At 58.7% G+C, this 12,560-nt stretch carries 15 protein-coding genes; 9 read left to right on the forward strand and 6 right to left on the reverse strand.

The annotated features are described in order from the left end of the window. Positions 1–118: 118 nt before the first annotated feature. The 7 genes from BUC36_RS14975 to BUC36_RS15005 all read left to right on the forward strand — a co-directional run bounded on the left by BUC36_RS14975 (position 119) and on the right by BUC36_RS15005 (position 4,148). Positions 119–400, forward strand: coding sequence for a transposase (locus tag BUC36_RS14975; protein WP_073276651.1), 282 nt, complete (start codon positions 119–121; stop codon positions 398–400). Between the two features lie 107 nt (positions 401–507). Next, entirely contained in the window at positions 508–909 is a 402-nt protein-coding gene (locus BUC36_RS14980) for a GFA family protein (protein WP_073276653.1), read from the forward strand. 192 nt (positions 910–1,101) lie between these two features. Continuing rightward, the gene (locus BUC36_RS14985; protein ID WP_073276655.1) at positions 1,102–1,452 is read left to right on the forward strand and encodes a DUF2200 domain-containing protein; all 351 of its coding nucleotides are present in this window, start codon (positions 1,102–1,104) and stop codon (positions 1,450–1,452) included. A gap of 164 nt (positions 1,453–1,616) precedes the next feature. Next, a complete protein-coding gene (locus BUC36_RS19415; RefSeq protein WP_073276657.1) occupies positions 1,617–1,841 on the forward strand; it encodes a DUF7661 family protein in 225 nt (74 codons plus the stop codon). Between the two features lie 54 nt (positions 1,842–1,895). After that, positions 1,896–2,282 carry a DUF488 domain-containing protein gene (locus BUC36_RS14995; protein WP_073276659.1) on the forward strand — a complete coding sequence of 129 codons (387 nt, stop codon included), beginning with the start codon at positions 1,896–1,898 and terminating at the stop codon, positions 2,280–2,282. A gap of 210 nt (positions 2,283–2,492) precedes the next feature. Further along, the gene (locus BUC36_RS15000) at positions 2,493–2,852 is read left to right on the forward strand and encodes a cupin domain-containing protein (protein ID WP_073276661.1); all 360 of its coding nucleotides are present in this window, start codon (positions 2,493–2,495) and stop codon (positions 2,850–2,852) included. Between the two features lie 231 nt (positions 2,853–3,083). Beyond that, positions 3,084–4,148 carry a peptidase M42 gene (locus tag BUC36_RS15005; protein ID WP_073276905.1) on the forward strand — a complete coding sequence of 355 codons (1,065 nt, stop codon included), beginning with the start codon at positions 3,084–3,086 and terminating at the stop codon, positions 4,146–4,148. 3 nt (positions 4,149–4,151) lie between these two features. On the opposite strand, the gene BUC36_RS15010 is transcribed toward BUC36_RS15005, so the two are convergent. The 5 genes from BUC36_RS15010 to BUC36_RS15030 form a co-directional block, all read right to left on the reverse strand. Further along, a complete protein-coding gene (locus BUC36_RS15010) occupies positions 4,152–4,460 on the reverse strand; it encodes a hypothetical protein (RefSeq protein ID WP_084536126.1) in 309 nt (102 codons plus the stop codon). Between the two features lie 147 nt (positions 4,461–4,607). Continuing rightward, positions 4,608–6,053, reverse strand: coding sequence for a coniferyl aldehyde dehydrogenase (locus BUC36_RS15015; protein WP_073276663.1), 1,446 nt, complete (start codon positions 6,051–6,053; stop codon positions 4,608–4,610). Positions 6,054–6,134: 81 nt separating this feature from the next. Continuing rightward, the gene (locus BUC36_RS15020; protein ID WP_073276665.1) at positions 6,135–7,160 is read right to left on the reverse strand and encodes an AraC family transcriptional regulator; all 1,026 of its coding nucleotides are present in this window, start codon (positions 7,158–7,160) and stop codon (positions 6,135–6,137) included. Positions 7,161–7,291: 131 nt separating this feature from the next. Next, positions 7,292–7,558 carry a PepSY domain-containing protein gene (locus tag BUC36_RS15025; protein WP_073276667.1) on the reverse strand — a complete coding sequence of 89 codons (267 nt, stop codon included), beginning with the start codon at positions 7,556–7,558 and terminating at the stop codon, positions 7,292–7,294. 28 nt (positions 7,559–7,586) lie between these two features. Next, complete coding sequence (locus tag BUC36_RS15030) at positions 7,587–8,036, reverse strand: hypothetical protein (RefSeq protein WP_073276669.1); 450 nt, start codon at positions 8,034–8,036, stop codon at positions 7,587–7,589. Positions 8,037–8,183: 147 nt separating this feature from the next. Between BUC36_RS15030 and BUC36_RS15035 the strand changes: the two genes are divergently transcribed. Both BUC36_RS15035 and BUC36_RS15040 read left to right on the forward strand, forming a co-directional pair. Further along, the gene (locus BUC36_RS15035) at positions 8,184–9,215 is read left to right on the forward strand and encodes a Fe(3+) ABC transporter substrate-binding protein (protein ID WP_073276671.1); all 1,032 of its coding nucleotides are present in this window, start codon (positions 8,184–8,186) and stop codon (positions 9,213–9,215) included. A gap of 325 nt (positions 9,216–9,540) precedes the next feature. After that, the gene (locus tag BUC36_RS15040) at positions 9,541–11,238 is read left to right on the forward strand and encodes an ABC transporter permease (protein WP_073276909.1); all 1,698 of its coding nucleotides are present in this window, start codon (positions 9,541–9,543) and stop codon (positions 11,236–11,238) included. Positions 11,239–11,430: 192 nt separating this feature from the next. Here the strand turns inward: BUC36_RS15040 and BUC36_RS15045 are convergent, their stop codons facing one another. Continuing rightward, positions 11,431–12,468, reverse strand: a complete 1,038-nt coding sequence (locus BUC36_RS15045) for an ABC transporter ATP-binding protein (protein ID WP_234995019.1) — start codon at positions 12,466–12,468, stop codon at positions 11,431–11,433. Between the last annotated feature and the right edge of the window lie 92 nt (positions 12,469–12,560).

Consider the following 12,560-nt stretch of genomic DNA (forward strand, 5'->3'; position numbering starts at 1 on the left):
AGCCGTTGCCGATCCGTGTTGAGGATCTATTTTTCTACAGGCTCGTTATGTGCAAGACTTACTCACGAATAGTAGACACCCTGTATAGTTAGGTTTCGGCCTAACACGGAGGTGTTCCATGGGTAAGAAAAGAACTCAGGCGTATCCGGAAGAGTTTCGTGGAGAGGCAGTAAAGAGTGCAGAGAAGCCCGGCGATACTACTGCCTCAGTCGCTCGAGAGCTGGGTGTCAGTGCTCAGAAAATCTATAACTGGCGGCGCCAGTTCAATCGACTTTCTGAGAAGCACTTCAATAACCTGGATGGTGTCTATTACTCTAAACAAGAGAGCGCTAATGCCAAGATATTGGTGCGCCTGAGCTTATCCTTTAAAACTCGATCTGGAAGTGAGAAGGTTGCTTAACAAGTATAGATAATTTGCTTCAGGCCCCGGAGGCAGGCGCGGGGTTACCTATGCGCCACTTCTTTCGTCTCTGCTGTGGGAGCCAGGAAATTCATGGAGATATCTGCATGGTAAAAGGCGAGTGTAGCTGTGGAAAAGTCACCTACGAAATCAAGCAAGAACTTTCAGATGTTTATATCTGCCATTGCTCACTTTGTCGCCGATCAACAGGAAGCGGGGGAATTGCAGTAGCAGTTGCGCCCAAGGAAAAGTTTAAGTGGCTCAAGGGGGAGGAGGATATCAAGTACTGGGCAATGCCCGGACATGATTGGCATACAAATTTTTGTTCTACTTGTGGCTCCACATTGCCTGCTGAGAACGATTCTTCAAGTATATATGTTCCGGTTGGCACGTTGATCAGCGGCTTTGAAAGCTTAAAAGTGGCCCACCACATATGGGTTGCTTCAAAAGCTAATTGGGAAGAAATCTGTGATTCAGGTAAACAGCACGCTGAGGGCATTGGCTCTTAAAATACCTCGCAGCCACAGGCGGCGAGACTCCGGCCCTTCGCTCCTCTGCGGGGCGTCTTGCCTTGTGCGAGTGTTGCGCAAGTCGCCACTCTCCCACTTTTGCACAAAACGTGCATTATATTGGTCGCCCTTGTTGTGGGTGGTGGTCTTTTAAGGGAAAAAGTTCGAGCGTCGATTGTAGGAGGAATCACAATGCCTAAGCACAAAATCTATTCAATGGCCTTTGCGAAGGTTTATCCACTATATATTCAAAAGGCAGAACGCAAGAACAGAATAAAAGAAGAAGTCGATCAGATTATTTTCTGGTTAACTGGATATGACAAGGAGGGTCTGCAGAAGCAGTTGGATCAAGAAAATGACTTTGAGACATTTTTTTCTCAAGCGCCGGCCATTAATCCAAATGCTTCGCTTATTAAAGGCGTAGTGTGTGGGGTTCGAGTAGAAGAGGTTGAAGATCCCCTTATGCAGAAAATTCGCTATTTAGACAAGCTCATTGATGAGCTTGCAAAGGGTAAAGCGTTGGAGAAAATACTTAGGCAATGAATCCTGTTAGTTTGTACAGTGAGGTTGTTTGCCTGGTAGTTGCCGTTTCAGATCTGTGGGTAATTTGGGCTGCTGTCGGTGCCTTGATTCTCTATATCCATAAAAACAAGAACTCCTTTTGTTTTTCTGTTTTAGGTTCTTTTGCTGTTCTCAGGTCTTGACTAATGAAAACGCTAAAATTTGATGTGTATGGTCGTTTCACAGTTGAAATTAGACGGGAGGGCGATAGATGGCGAGCTTTCCGGGGTGGCGACGGCAAGTGGGTTCCGGTCCCGGATTTGTTGATTCCTCCAGACATACTGGAGAGCGAGCTCCCAGTTTATCTTGATGATTTCTATCACGAGTTGGCTCGACCGGGGCAAGAGGTTCGGGCTGTTAATCAGTGCTAGATTGTAAGCAAATATTATTTTGTATTGCCGTCATCTTGCTGGGATCGATTTTGTATGGCTGTTCATATTGTTCGATTGGGCACCGCACGCCATCGCGATGAGGGGCTCCGAATCGGTACCGTGCGCCGGCCTCCACGAGGGGTGCCGAAGAGTGAATTTGCGACACGTAATTACTATGATGTCTGGCTGCCACAGCTGTCGCCTAGCCCGGAAGTAATGAAACTGGCGCAGATGGCTGCCAGTCCCGTCGAGTTTGAGAAGGCGATGCGCCAGTTCCAACAGGAAATGGGAAAGCCGGACAACAACCATTTGTTGGATGTTCTGGCGGCCCTGTCGGGTAGCGTGAACTTCTCAGTGGGTTGTTATTGTGAGGAGGAGGGGCGATGCCATCGCAGCGTGTTGCGGCGCTTGCTGGAAGAAAGAGGAGCGGAGGTCATATAGGGTCCTGCTCTGGCTTAATTGGTGTTGTCGGCGCGGTAGATTTCGCTGACATCCAGGCCCTTGCCGAAAGGCGATCCCCAGTGACAGCTGCTATAGATATTACTCTTTTGTAGTTGTTGATCTCTGCGCTGCAGTTGACGTGGGGCTCATTGCTGCGGCCGTCCGGGCGGCGGCCACTTTGTCGTCTGTAGAGACTCATGGGACTGGAACATGGATGGAACTGAGCTGAAGAGCTTTGCCGAACCGGACGAGGTGCGGGAATTTCCCAAAGGGCGCGTTGAGCTGGTGAAAATTGGTGGCGGTGTCGTGGGGCGCGCCATCTTCGAACCCGGCTGGCGCTGGTCCGAGTCGGTGCAGCCAATCGCCGGCACCGATAGCTGCGAGGCGCCGCACTTTCAGTACCATATTTCGGGGGTCTTGAAGGTCATTATGGATGATGGCACCGAGTTGGAGTGTAAGGCTGGAGATGTCTCTCTGCTTCCGTCGGGTCACGATGCCTGGGTGGTAGGAGATGAGCCGGTGGTCGTGGTCGATTTCCAGGGCATGGCGGACTACGCCGCCTCTGATTAGTTCTCATCATCTGCAGTCCCCCGGGCCGGGCTCGTGTTCACTCCTGCATCCCGAATACCCTCCCTTGTCACAGTCCCCTGTTAAGCGGGGAGGTCACCCGGGGGTATCTTTCTCATCGCTGTTTCTGCCGGCCGGCGTTGCGGTATTTTGCCCTATCGCTGGCGGCCCTATATCGGAGATATACTGCGCGCATTGTCACTCTGGCCTGTCGATTTCGGAGACCCGGCACCCATGCAGAAGACGGATGAGTTTGTCGATCTGTTAAAAGTTCTTATCCGCAGCCCCAGCGTAGTCGGGGCCGAACACTCTTTTTTCCGGGTGCTGCAGCGCGAGCTGGAGGAGCGGGGAGCCAGGGTGAACTGGTATGAGGGGCTGCTGGTCGCGCAGGGTTCCAAGCCGGGAACGGCGATGTTTTCCGCGCATATCGACCGGCACGGCCTTGTCTGTACCGGGCCGAACGAGTTCCAGTACGCGGCCTTTGTCGCCGGCAACCGCTCCGACCTGCTGGGCAATTCCGTGTCGGAAAAGCTGATGCGGAAAATCGTCGACCGCTTCCAGGCGGTGCCGGTCACCGCCTACGAGCCCTGGTCCGGCTCCTATTTTGGTTCTGGCGTGATCAAGCGCACCTACGTCTGTGAGTACCGCAACAACCTGATTTTCGAGGTGGAGGGGCTCGAGCACCTGGTGGCGGGGACACCGGTCGCCTTTACGGATCACCTCAGCATCAGGGGCGGCATCCTCAGTGCGCAGCTGGATAATGTACTGACCGCCGCACACCTTGTTCATCTGTTCGCGCTCGGCTTCGAGGGCACGGCATTCTTTACCGCGCAGGAGGAGGCGGGCAGCAGCTGGCGTTACCTGCTCGAGTGGTTCCGCCGTTTCAACGGCGGCACTGACAAACTGGTGGTGGTGGATACCAGCCCTTATCCGGACCGGGCGACGGCTGATCGACAGGAAGTCGTGCTGCGCAGGCGCGATGTCAACGCCGCCTTTCATCCGGAGACGACGGCAATGCTGGAAGCGCTGTGCCGGCAGCAGGATATCAGCTTCGGCTACAAGGATGCCTATATCGAAGAGCAGAATCGCCTGGCACTGGCCCAGGGCATTGAGCCCCAGTCCCTCGGCAGTACCGAGATGGGCCGCATAGCCGCGGCGTCCAACGGTTTTGTGCAGGGCACGACGCTGCAGATTCCGACCACCGGCTACCACACCATGGAAGAGTCCTCGACCATGGCGTCGAATCAGGCGTTCAGCCGGTTGTTGGCACTGATCGGCCAACAATACGGGGCTTTCTGAGCCTCAGCTCCGGTCCGGCCGGTCTGAAATAATCAGGCCGCTGTCTGGATCCACTTCCAGTGCGCGTTTCTTGCCACCGTATCTGGCCTTGATCTTCCAGCGGCCGCCGATAAATCTCACCTCGGTAATCGGGCGGAAGCCCAGGCTGTGCAGTTTGCCGCGGATCGCCGGCAGATCCAGTGCGATCACCGAAGGTTCATCGCCGTACAGGTCGGGGCTGTCGTAGATCGGGGCCGGAGTGTTGGCATTCAGGTCAGCCGGTATCGGGAAGGTGAGTGCGTTGACGAGCAGTACCGTCGCAAAAAAACTCATGCATGGCTCCTGGCCACCCGGAAACCCTATTGGTAATGTCGGGCGCCAGAAGCCACAAGTGCGGCCTCGATTCGATTTACGAATAAAAAACTGTTATTGCCAAACAAAAAGGCCCGGCGAATGGCCGGGCCTGCGGCTGGGAGCCGGTTAGCGAGTCATACGCAACATCAGGTCCATGATTCTGTTGGCGGTCTTGCCGTAGGGCGGCATCAGCAGCTTGAGGGGATCCAGGGGGCCCTGGTAGAACACCGGGCGCAGTTTTGAAAACGTGATAAACCCTTCGTAGCCGTGGTAATGGCCCATGCCGCTCTCGCCCACACCGCCAAACGGGATATCGTGCTGGCCGACGTGCAGCACGCAGTTGTTGACGGAAACCCCACCGGAGATGGCCCGCTCGATATAGAAATCGCGCAGTGATTTGTCATTAGTAAAGGGGTAAATGGCCAGCGGGCGGTCGTGTGCGTTGATGTAGTCCACCACCTCTTCGCGGCTGGAATAGGTCCTGATCGGCAGCAGTGGGCCGAAGATCTCCCGCTGCATGACCTCCATGTCTTCGCTGACATTGAGCAGGATGTGCGGCGGGAACTTGCGCAGCGGGTCGTCGCGACTGCCCTGACCATCGGACAGATCGATCACGGTGGCGCCCTTCGCCCGCGCGTCATCCAGGGTTGCCCACAGGCGCTGGTAGGACCTGTCGTCGATGACCGAGGTGTAGTCGTCGCCCTGCAGCTCCGGATAGCGTTTCTGCACCAGCTGCCGGGCCTTTTCGACAAAACTGTCGACCCGCTCCTGGGGCAGGAACAGGTAGTCCACGGTGGTGCAGATCTGCCCCGCGTTCATCAGCTTCCAGAACATCACCCGCTCGGCAGCGGTATCGATAGGGAAGTCCGGCGCGACTATGGCCGGCGACTTGCCACCCAGCTCCAGGGTGACCGGGGTCAGGTTGTCGGCGGCGGCGCGCATCACCGCACGGCCGGTGGCGGTGGAGCCGGTAAAGATCAGGTGATCGAACTTCAGGCTGGAAAACACCGGGCCGGTACCGCCGCTGTCGGCGATGAAGCTCAGCTTGTCCTGCGGGAAGTAGTCGCCGCTGATCTTTTGCAGCATTTCGGCCAGCCGGTTGGAATTGGTGGACATCTTCACCATCGCGCGGTTGCCCGCGGCGAATATGCTGGTGAGCGGTGCAAAGGTCAGGTTGACGGGAAAGTTCCACGGCACAATCACGCCGACCACGCCGAGCGGCTGCGGGATCACGCGATTGGATGACGTGGGGAAGGCGGTAAAGTCGATATGGCGGCGCTGTGGCTTCATCCATTTCTTCAGCCGCTTGATGGTGTCCTTGATACCGTCGAGTACCGGGTAGAACTCGCAGAACAGCGTCTCGTGGCGGGAGCGATTGCCGTAGTCGGCACTGACTGCCTGCACCAGCTCGTGCTGGTGTTCGCGCAGCATGCGCGCGAGGGTTTTGAGATCCTCGACCCGCTGGCGATAGGTGGGGACCGGGTCGGCGAGATAGGCCTGGCGTTGCCGCTCGAACCGGTCTTGCAGCAGTGTCTTGTCGACCTCGTGGCGGGTCAGTGTCTCTGTGGTCATGGCGTCACCGGATGGAATCTGTTGTTATCGGGTATCGAGATTACCGGAATCGGCGCGCGCGCAGTTGACCGATCGCGTCGGCTATTTGACAGATCGCGCAGGGGCCGTCTGTTCTGCAGCCATTTGCCTGCGCCAGGCAGCGGGGCTGGCCCCCATGATGCGCTTGAAGCTGCGGGTCAGGGCGCTCAGCTGGCTGTAGCCCACCAGTTCGGCGATCTCCGTCAGGCTCAGCTCGCCGTCGAGCATGTAGGTGCACACCTGTTCCACCCGGGCGCGGTCGAGCAGCTGCTGGAAGCTGGTGCCCTGTTGGCTCAGTCGCGCCTGCAGGGTGCGCGGTGCCATGTGGATATTCTCGGCCACCGCTTCCAGTGCCACCGGGCCGCGCGGCAGGAGATTGGTGATGATCCACAGCAGCTGCTCCTGAAAGTCGTCCAGCTGCTTTTTCTTCAGGAAACTGTCGATCAGCCCGCGCATCTCCGGGTTGGCGCCGACCACCGGCCGGTCGAGATAGCTGCGCTCGAACACCAGGCCGTTGTAGTCGCTGTCGAATACGATCGGGGCGTGCAGGATCGCGTTGTAGCGTGCGATGGATACCGGTTCCGGGCCGCACAGATACACCGAGCGCAGCGGCATTTTTTCGTTGAGCAGGAAGCAGATGATGTTGTAGGCGGCAACCAAAGTATTGTCGTTGTGTGGGCGCGACTTGGCCAGGGGGCCCTCGAGCCGGTAGGTGGCGCGCAGGTAAGCGAGCTCGCCCCGCTCCTCGAGCCAGGCATCCAGCCCCTGTACCGTCTGGCCGATGGACGTGGTAATGGTGTTGAGCGCATCGCGCAGTGTCGGGCACTGCTGCACCAGCAGTCCGAGCGCGCCGAGCATGGAAATATTCTGCTGCTGCGCCAGTTGCAGCCCGAAGTGTTCGCAGCCGCTGTACCGGGCGCCCAGCTCCAGCAGCTCGACCTTGGTTTCCAGCGGGATCATCAGGTCCGGTCTGTCCAGGTAATCGGCCGGCAGCGACAGGCGCGCGAGCAGCTGGTCGGCGTCGACCCCGTAACTCTGTAACAGCCGCTTGTATCCCGACAGCGCACTGGCGCGAACCATGGGCAGCATGGAAATGGACTCCGCATACGTTCAGCGCAGATTGTACGCGATAGTCGGCCAGTTTACGGCGCACACAGGAAAAGTCTGTGCGCACACGCCGGCCCAAGGCCGCAGCCCCGCGGCCGGCAGTGGCTGTTGTTTCAGTCGTCGTCGGGCTCGTCGGTGAGGATTTCGGCGGTGTTGGGGTTCACCTCTAGTTCGCGCTTTTCCGAGCCCTTGTAGGCTTCCACCTCCCAGTGGCCGTTTTCCAGCGTCACTGCGATGATAGGCGTATAGCCCAGTTGCTCGAGCTTGGTCAGCACCGTAGACAGCGCCATGGCGCCGGGCGGTGGCTTCTCGTCGGCCAGGGCCGGCTGCAGCGCCGAAACGGCGATGGCGGCCAGTAGCAGTCGCTTGATCGGGGGCATGACGGCTTCCTCCGAGTTTCCCAACGGATCACTGCTGCGCGGGCGTGCCGAGGCGCCGCTGCATCATGCTGCACCATTCGGCGCTGCCGCCATCCGGGCCGTGCGCGCCATCACCACCGGTGAGTTTGTCAACGGCGAGGAACCACTCCTGACTGCCCACCTCCGGGAGGCCGGACGGGTAGAGTTCAGCCAGGTCGCCATCGGGCCTGGCCTGTATCTGGTCGTGGACCCAGGCAAACCATTCGGGGGTACAGATCTCGATGGTTGCGCTGCTGCTATCTGGCGGCGCTGCGGTGGACTCTTCCGGCATAGTCGGTTCAGTGTCGCCCGATGGTGGCGTGATCGGCTCCTCCATCGCTTCGGTGGCGGTCTCGCCGGGCGGTGTACGTTCAATTTCGGTCGGGTCGTGGGTATCGCTCTGGCGGCCACAGCCGTTAAGAGCAAGTGCCAACACTATCAGGGGTAGGAAGCGGTACATGCTGCCTCCACAAGTTGCCAGTGTGCCCTAAGCATAGGTTGAGTTTGGCGACTCTGCCCGCTGCGGAACGGACCGGGCTTCAGTTGACTTTGTTGGGCAAGCAAATGAGAATGCTTCTCAAATTAATCATAAGCGCAAGGGGCATTGATGGACATACGATCTCTTTTCCGCACAACACTGGCAGTTACCGGGCTTTTCGCTGCTTCGGCAACCATTGCGGCCGAGCAGGTGAATATCTATTCCTATCGCCAGCCGTTTCTGATCGAGCCTGTTCTCGACAAGTTTACCGAAGCAACCGGTATCGAAACCAAAGTGGTATTCGCCAGCAAGGGCCTCAATGAGCGCCTGCAGCGCGAAGGGCGCAACAGCCCGGCGGACCTGGTGCTCACCTCCAACACCAGCAGCCTGATGGATCTGCTGGCCAAGGACCTGACCCAGCCGGTGCAGAGCGACGTGCTGGAAAAAAATATCCCCGCGCAGTTTCGCGACGAGGCGGGCAACTGGTTTGGCCTCACCACCCGCGCACGCCTGATTTACGCCTCCAAAGACCGGGTCAAACCCGGCGAGATCACGCGCTACGAGGAACTGGCCGATCCGAAATGGAAAGGGCGCATCTGTACCCGCAGCGGCAAACACCCGTACAACCTGTCGCTGTTCGCATCCATGATCGCCCACCATGGCGAGGCGGAAACCAAGCAATGGCTCGAGGGTGTCAAGGCCAACCTGGCGCGCAAGCCCCAGGGTAACGACCGCGCACAGGTGAAGGCGATCAGTGAAGGCGTATGCGATCTGTCCCTGGGCAACAGCTACTACTTCGGCAATATGATTACCAATACCGAGCAGCCGGAGCAGATCGAGTGGGCCAAGTCCGTCAATCTGGTGTTCCCGAACCAGCAGGATCGCGGTACCCATATGTTTATTTCCGGTGCGGCACTGACCAGGCACGCTCCGAACCGCGACAATGCCATCAAGCTGCTGGAGTTCCTCAGTGGCCCGGAGGCCCAGTATCTCTACGCGGAAAAGAATTTTGAATTCCCGGTGCGCCCCGGCACACCGCGCTCCGAGCTCATCAACCAGTACATGGGCGAGTTCAAGGAAGACGATCTGAGCCTGACCGAAATCGGCTCCCACGTGCCCGCGGCTTCGCGGCTGGTGGATGAGGTGGGCTTCGACTTCTAGCCCGGATATTGCACCAGGGGCTGCGATGATCGCGTCGAGATCTGCGCGTTCAGTACATTTTGGCGGCGTATATGCATGCTTATTGCACGTATTAGCCGCAAAAATGTATTGAGCGTGCAGAGATCAAGCGAGGGCGCGGCCAGCGGTGGCGGGTGACATTTTGTACCTGGGTGAAAACCCCGAAATATTTCGTGCAATCAAAGATTTAAGTGGAATATCAAGCGGCCTGGTGCAATAGCCGGGCTAGCCCGGCTATCATGGCGGCCCAGTGAAGGGCCACAGTATCGCGGCCCCACCTGACGGTGCGGGCCGCGTTTTCGATTTTATGACTCCTTTTTTTTCTCCATCTCAACCGCGTTCTTCCGGCCTGCGCTGGATACTGACCGTTAGCACCATCGCATTGCTGGTGGCTCTGCCGGTGCTGTCCATCTTCTGGCTGGCGCTCTTTCCCGAGGAGAACATCTGGCCGCACCTGCTGGACACGGTGCTGTTTCACTATATTGCCGCGACGCTGACTCTGGCCCTGGGTGTGGGAGTGTTTACATTGGTGGCGGGCGTCGGCAGTGCCTGGTTGGTGACCATGTGTCGCTTCCCCGGGCGGCGTTTGTTCGAATGGGCGCTGTTGCTGCCGTTTGCGGTGCCGGCCTACGTCATCGCATATGTCTATACGGACCTGCTGGAGTATGCCGGGCCGGTGCAGAAACTGTTGCGCGAATGGTTCGGTTGGCAGACATCGCGGGACTACTGGTTTCCGGATATTCGGAGTATGGGCGGCGCCATCGCGATGTTGTCGCTGGTGCTTTACCCCTACGTGTATATGCTCGCGCGCGCGGCCTTTATCGAGCAGTGCGGCAGCATCCGCGCTGCCAGTCGCTCCCTCGGTTGTACCCCCTGGCAGAGCTTTGTGCGCGTTTCCTTGCCGATGGCGCGCCCGGCAATTGCGGTGGGATTGTCTCTGGTTCTGATGGAGACGCTGAACGATTTCGGCACCGTGGATTTCTTCGCCGTGCGCACCCTGAGCGTGGGTATCTACGATACCTGGCTGAGCCGCGGCAACCTCGGCGGTGCCGCGCAAATCGCCTGTAGCACACTGGTGTTTGTCGTGCTGCTGATCGCACTGGAGCGCATGGGGCGCGCGCGGCAGAGACATTTTGTGCAGTCGCCGTCGCAGAGTCGCGATAGTTATCGGCTGCGCGGCTGGCGCGCTGCCCTGGCCTGTACCTTCTGCGGGCTGCTGTTGCTGTGCGGCTTCGGGGTGCCGCTATTGGTGCTGGGTGGCTACGCGCTGGGTAACTTTGCGAACTACTGGACCGATGACTTTTTCACCATCGCGCTCAACAGCCTGTTGCTGTCAACAGCGGCAGCGCTGGCAACGGCGTTGCTGGGCTTGCTGCTCGCCTACGGCAAGCGGCTCTTTCCGACGCGACTGGTCATATCCCTGGTGGGTTTCGCCAAGCTGGGTTATGCGATGCCCGGTGCGGTGATGGCAATCGGGGTCCTGATCCCGCTGGCGGCCTTCGACAATGCGCTGGATGCCTGGTTGCGGGCGCAGTTCGATATTTCCATGGGCTTGTTGCTGAGTGGCAGTGTGTTTGCCATCGTATTTGCCTATACCGCGCGTTTCCTCGCGGTCTCCGCCGGCGCGATCGAGACGAGCCTCGAGAAAGTCACGCCGTCCATGGACCGCGCCTCCCGTTCCCTGGGACGCAACAGCTGGCAGACGCTGTGGGCCGTACACCTGCCACTGGTGCGCGCGGGACTGCTCAGTGGCGCGCTGGTGGTATTTGTCGATTGCATGAAAGAGCTGCCGGCCACCTTGCTGCTGCGGCCTTTCGGCTTCGACACCCTGGCAACGTACATCTACCAGTTTGCGTCCGACGAAATGCTGGAGCGCTCGGCACTGGGGGCACTGATGATCGTGCTGGTGGGCTTGTTACCGGTGATCCTGCTGAGCCGCTCGATGGGACGGCGCAGCGGCGAAGGGCAGACAGAGCTGATGGAATCCGAAGCGCCGGCGCTGTAGATACTCTGTTAGCGTTAAACCCTCGTAAATGTCGTCATACCGGCGCAGGCCGGTATCCAGTTCAATGGCATCTGGATTAGATGGCGCTCCTGCACCATGCCCTTCGGACCATTCGCTTCGCGAATACTCGCTACGGCATCCATGCCTGCGCGGTCCGGCTTGCGCCGGAACGACGAGTGATAAACGCCGAACTTACACTGTGAAAACGACGGGTGCGGCGATCCGCAAGGGCACTTCGCTTCCCGGCAAAAACTGGTACTCAGCTCCCAGCGCTGCCTCGATAACACGGCCATCGGGGAGGCGAAATTTGTACAGCGTATTACTGCCGAGAAAATCACGGGCAATTACCTGTGCGGTAACGGCCTCGCTGTGCTCGCCAGGGACTATATCCTCGCTGCGCACAAATACCTCTAGTTTCTGCCCGGACGTTTCGATCGCTGTGGGCAAGTGCACTTTGCCGAGAGCCGTTTCGATCAGGTTTGGCTGCAGCAATTTCCCCTCCAGCAGAGCACCGTCGCCGACTATCCGCGCGACTGCTGCATTATTTGGCTGGCGGTAAATGTTTTCCGGCGCGTCCCACTGTTGCAACAATCCGCCGCTCAGGACTCCCAGCTTGTCGCCGGCGACAAAAGCCTCGCTGCGGTCGTGCGTCACGATGACTGCGGCCGTGCCTTCCTCGCGGAGGATATGCCGTACTTCCGATGCCAGGCTGCGGCGCAGCTCCGTATCCAGGTTGGAAAAGGGTTCATCCATCAGCAGCAGGCGCGGCCGCGGTGCCAGTGCGCGGGCCAGAGCGACGCGCTGCTGCTGGCCGCCGGAAAGTTGGTGCGGATACTGGCGGGCAAAATTTTCCAGGCGCACCAGTTGCAGCAGTTCGCGCACGCGGGACTCCCGCTCCGCCCGTGCCAGCGATTTCAAACCGAAGGCGATATTCTGCTCCAGTGTCAGGTGCGGGAAGAGGGCGTAGTCCTGGAATACCACGCCGATGCGGCGCTGCTCCGGCGGCGTGATGGCCGCGGGCGTCGAGATGGTGTTGCCGGCCAGAGAAATTTTGCCGCGATACACGGGCTGGAAGCCGGCAATCGCGTGCAGCAGTGTCGTCTTGCCGCAGCCGCTGGGACCGAGCAGGCAGGCGATCTCGCCCTCGTTCAGGGCGAAAGATACAGATTCGAGAATGACCTTGTTGCCGTAGCGGCATTCCAGGTCGGTGACGGTTAGCAGCGGTTGCACGAGAAATTTCCGGAAAATGAACTTGTAGGATGGGCAAAGCGCAGCGTGCCCATCTTGCGCCAGTTGATGGGCACGCTGCGCTTTGCCCATCC

The organism is Microbulbifer donghaiensis (assembly GCF_900129095.1).
GTDB lineage: Bacteria > Pseudomonadota > Gammaproteobacteria > Pseudomonadales > Cellvibrionaceae > Microbulbifer > Microbulbifer donghaiensis.

Coding starts and splice junctions, on each gene's coding strand:
- BUC36_RS14995 (WP_073276659.1), top strand. CDS start 1,896: ATGGCTGTTCATATTGTTCGATTGGGCACCGCACGCCATCGCGATGAG.
- BUC36_RS15000 (WP_073276661.1), top strand. CDS start 2,493: ATGGATGGAACTGAGCTGAAGAGCTTTGCCGAACCGGACGAGGTGCGG.
- BUC36_RS14985 (WP_073276655.1), top strand. CDS start 1,102: ATGCCTAAGCACAAAATCTATTCAATGGCCTTTGCGAAGGTTTATCCA.
- BUC36_RS14980 (WP_073276653.1), top strand. CDS start 508: ATGGTAAAAGGCGAGTGTAGCTGTGGAAAAGTCACCTACGAAATCAAG.
- BUC36_RS15005 (WP_073276905.1), top strand. CDS start 3,084: ATGCAGAAGACGGATGAGTTTGTCGATCTGTTAAAAGTTCTTATCCGC.
- BUC36_RS15015 (WP_073276663.1), bottom strand. CDS start 6,053: ATGACCACAGAGACACTGACCCGCCACGAGGTCGACAAGACACTGCTG.
- BUC36_RS15020 (WP_073276665.1), bottom strand. CDS start 7,160: ATGCTGCCCATGGTTCGCGCCAGTGCGCTGTCGGGATACAAGCGGCTG.
- BUC36_RS15010 (WP_084536126.1), bottom strand. CDS start 4,460: ATGAGTTTTTTTGCGACGGTACTGCTCGTCAACGCACTCACCTTCCCG.
- BUC36_RS15025 (WP_073276667.1), bottom strand. CDS start 7,558: ATGCCCCCGATCAAGCGACTGCTACTGGCCGCCATCGCCGTTTCGGCG.
- BUC36_RS15035 (WP_073276671.1), top strand. CDS start 8,184: ATGGACATACGATCTCTTTTCCGCACAACACTGGCAGTTACCGGGCTT.
- BUC36_RS19415 (WP_073276657.1), top strand. CDS start 1,617: ATGAAAACGCTAAAATTTGATGTGTATGGTCGTTTCACAGTTGAAATT.
- BUC36_RS15040 (WP_073276909.1), top strand. CDS start 9,541: ATGACTCCTTTTTTTTCTCCATCTCAACCGCGTTCTTCCGGCCTGCGC.
- BUC36_RS14975 (WP_073276651.1), top strand. CDS start 119: ATGGGTAAGAAAAGAACTCAGGCGTATCCGGAAGAGTTTCGTGGAGAG.
- BUC36_RS15030 (WP_073276669.1), bottom strand. CDS start 8,036: ATGTACCGCTTCCTACCCCTGATAGTGTTGGCACTTGCTCTTAACGGC.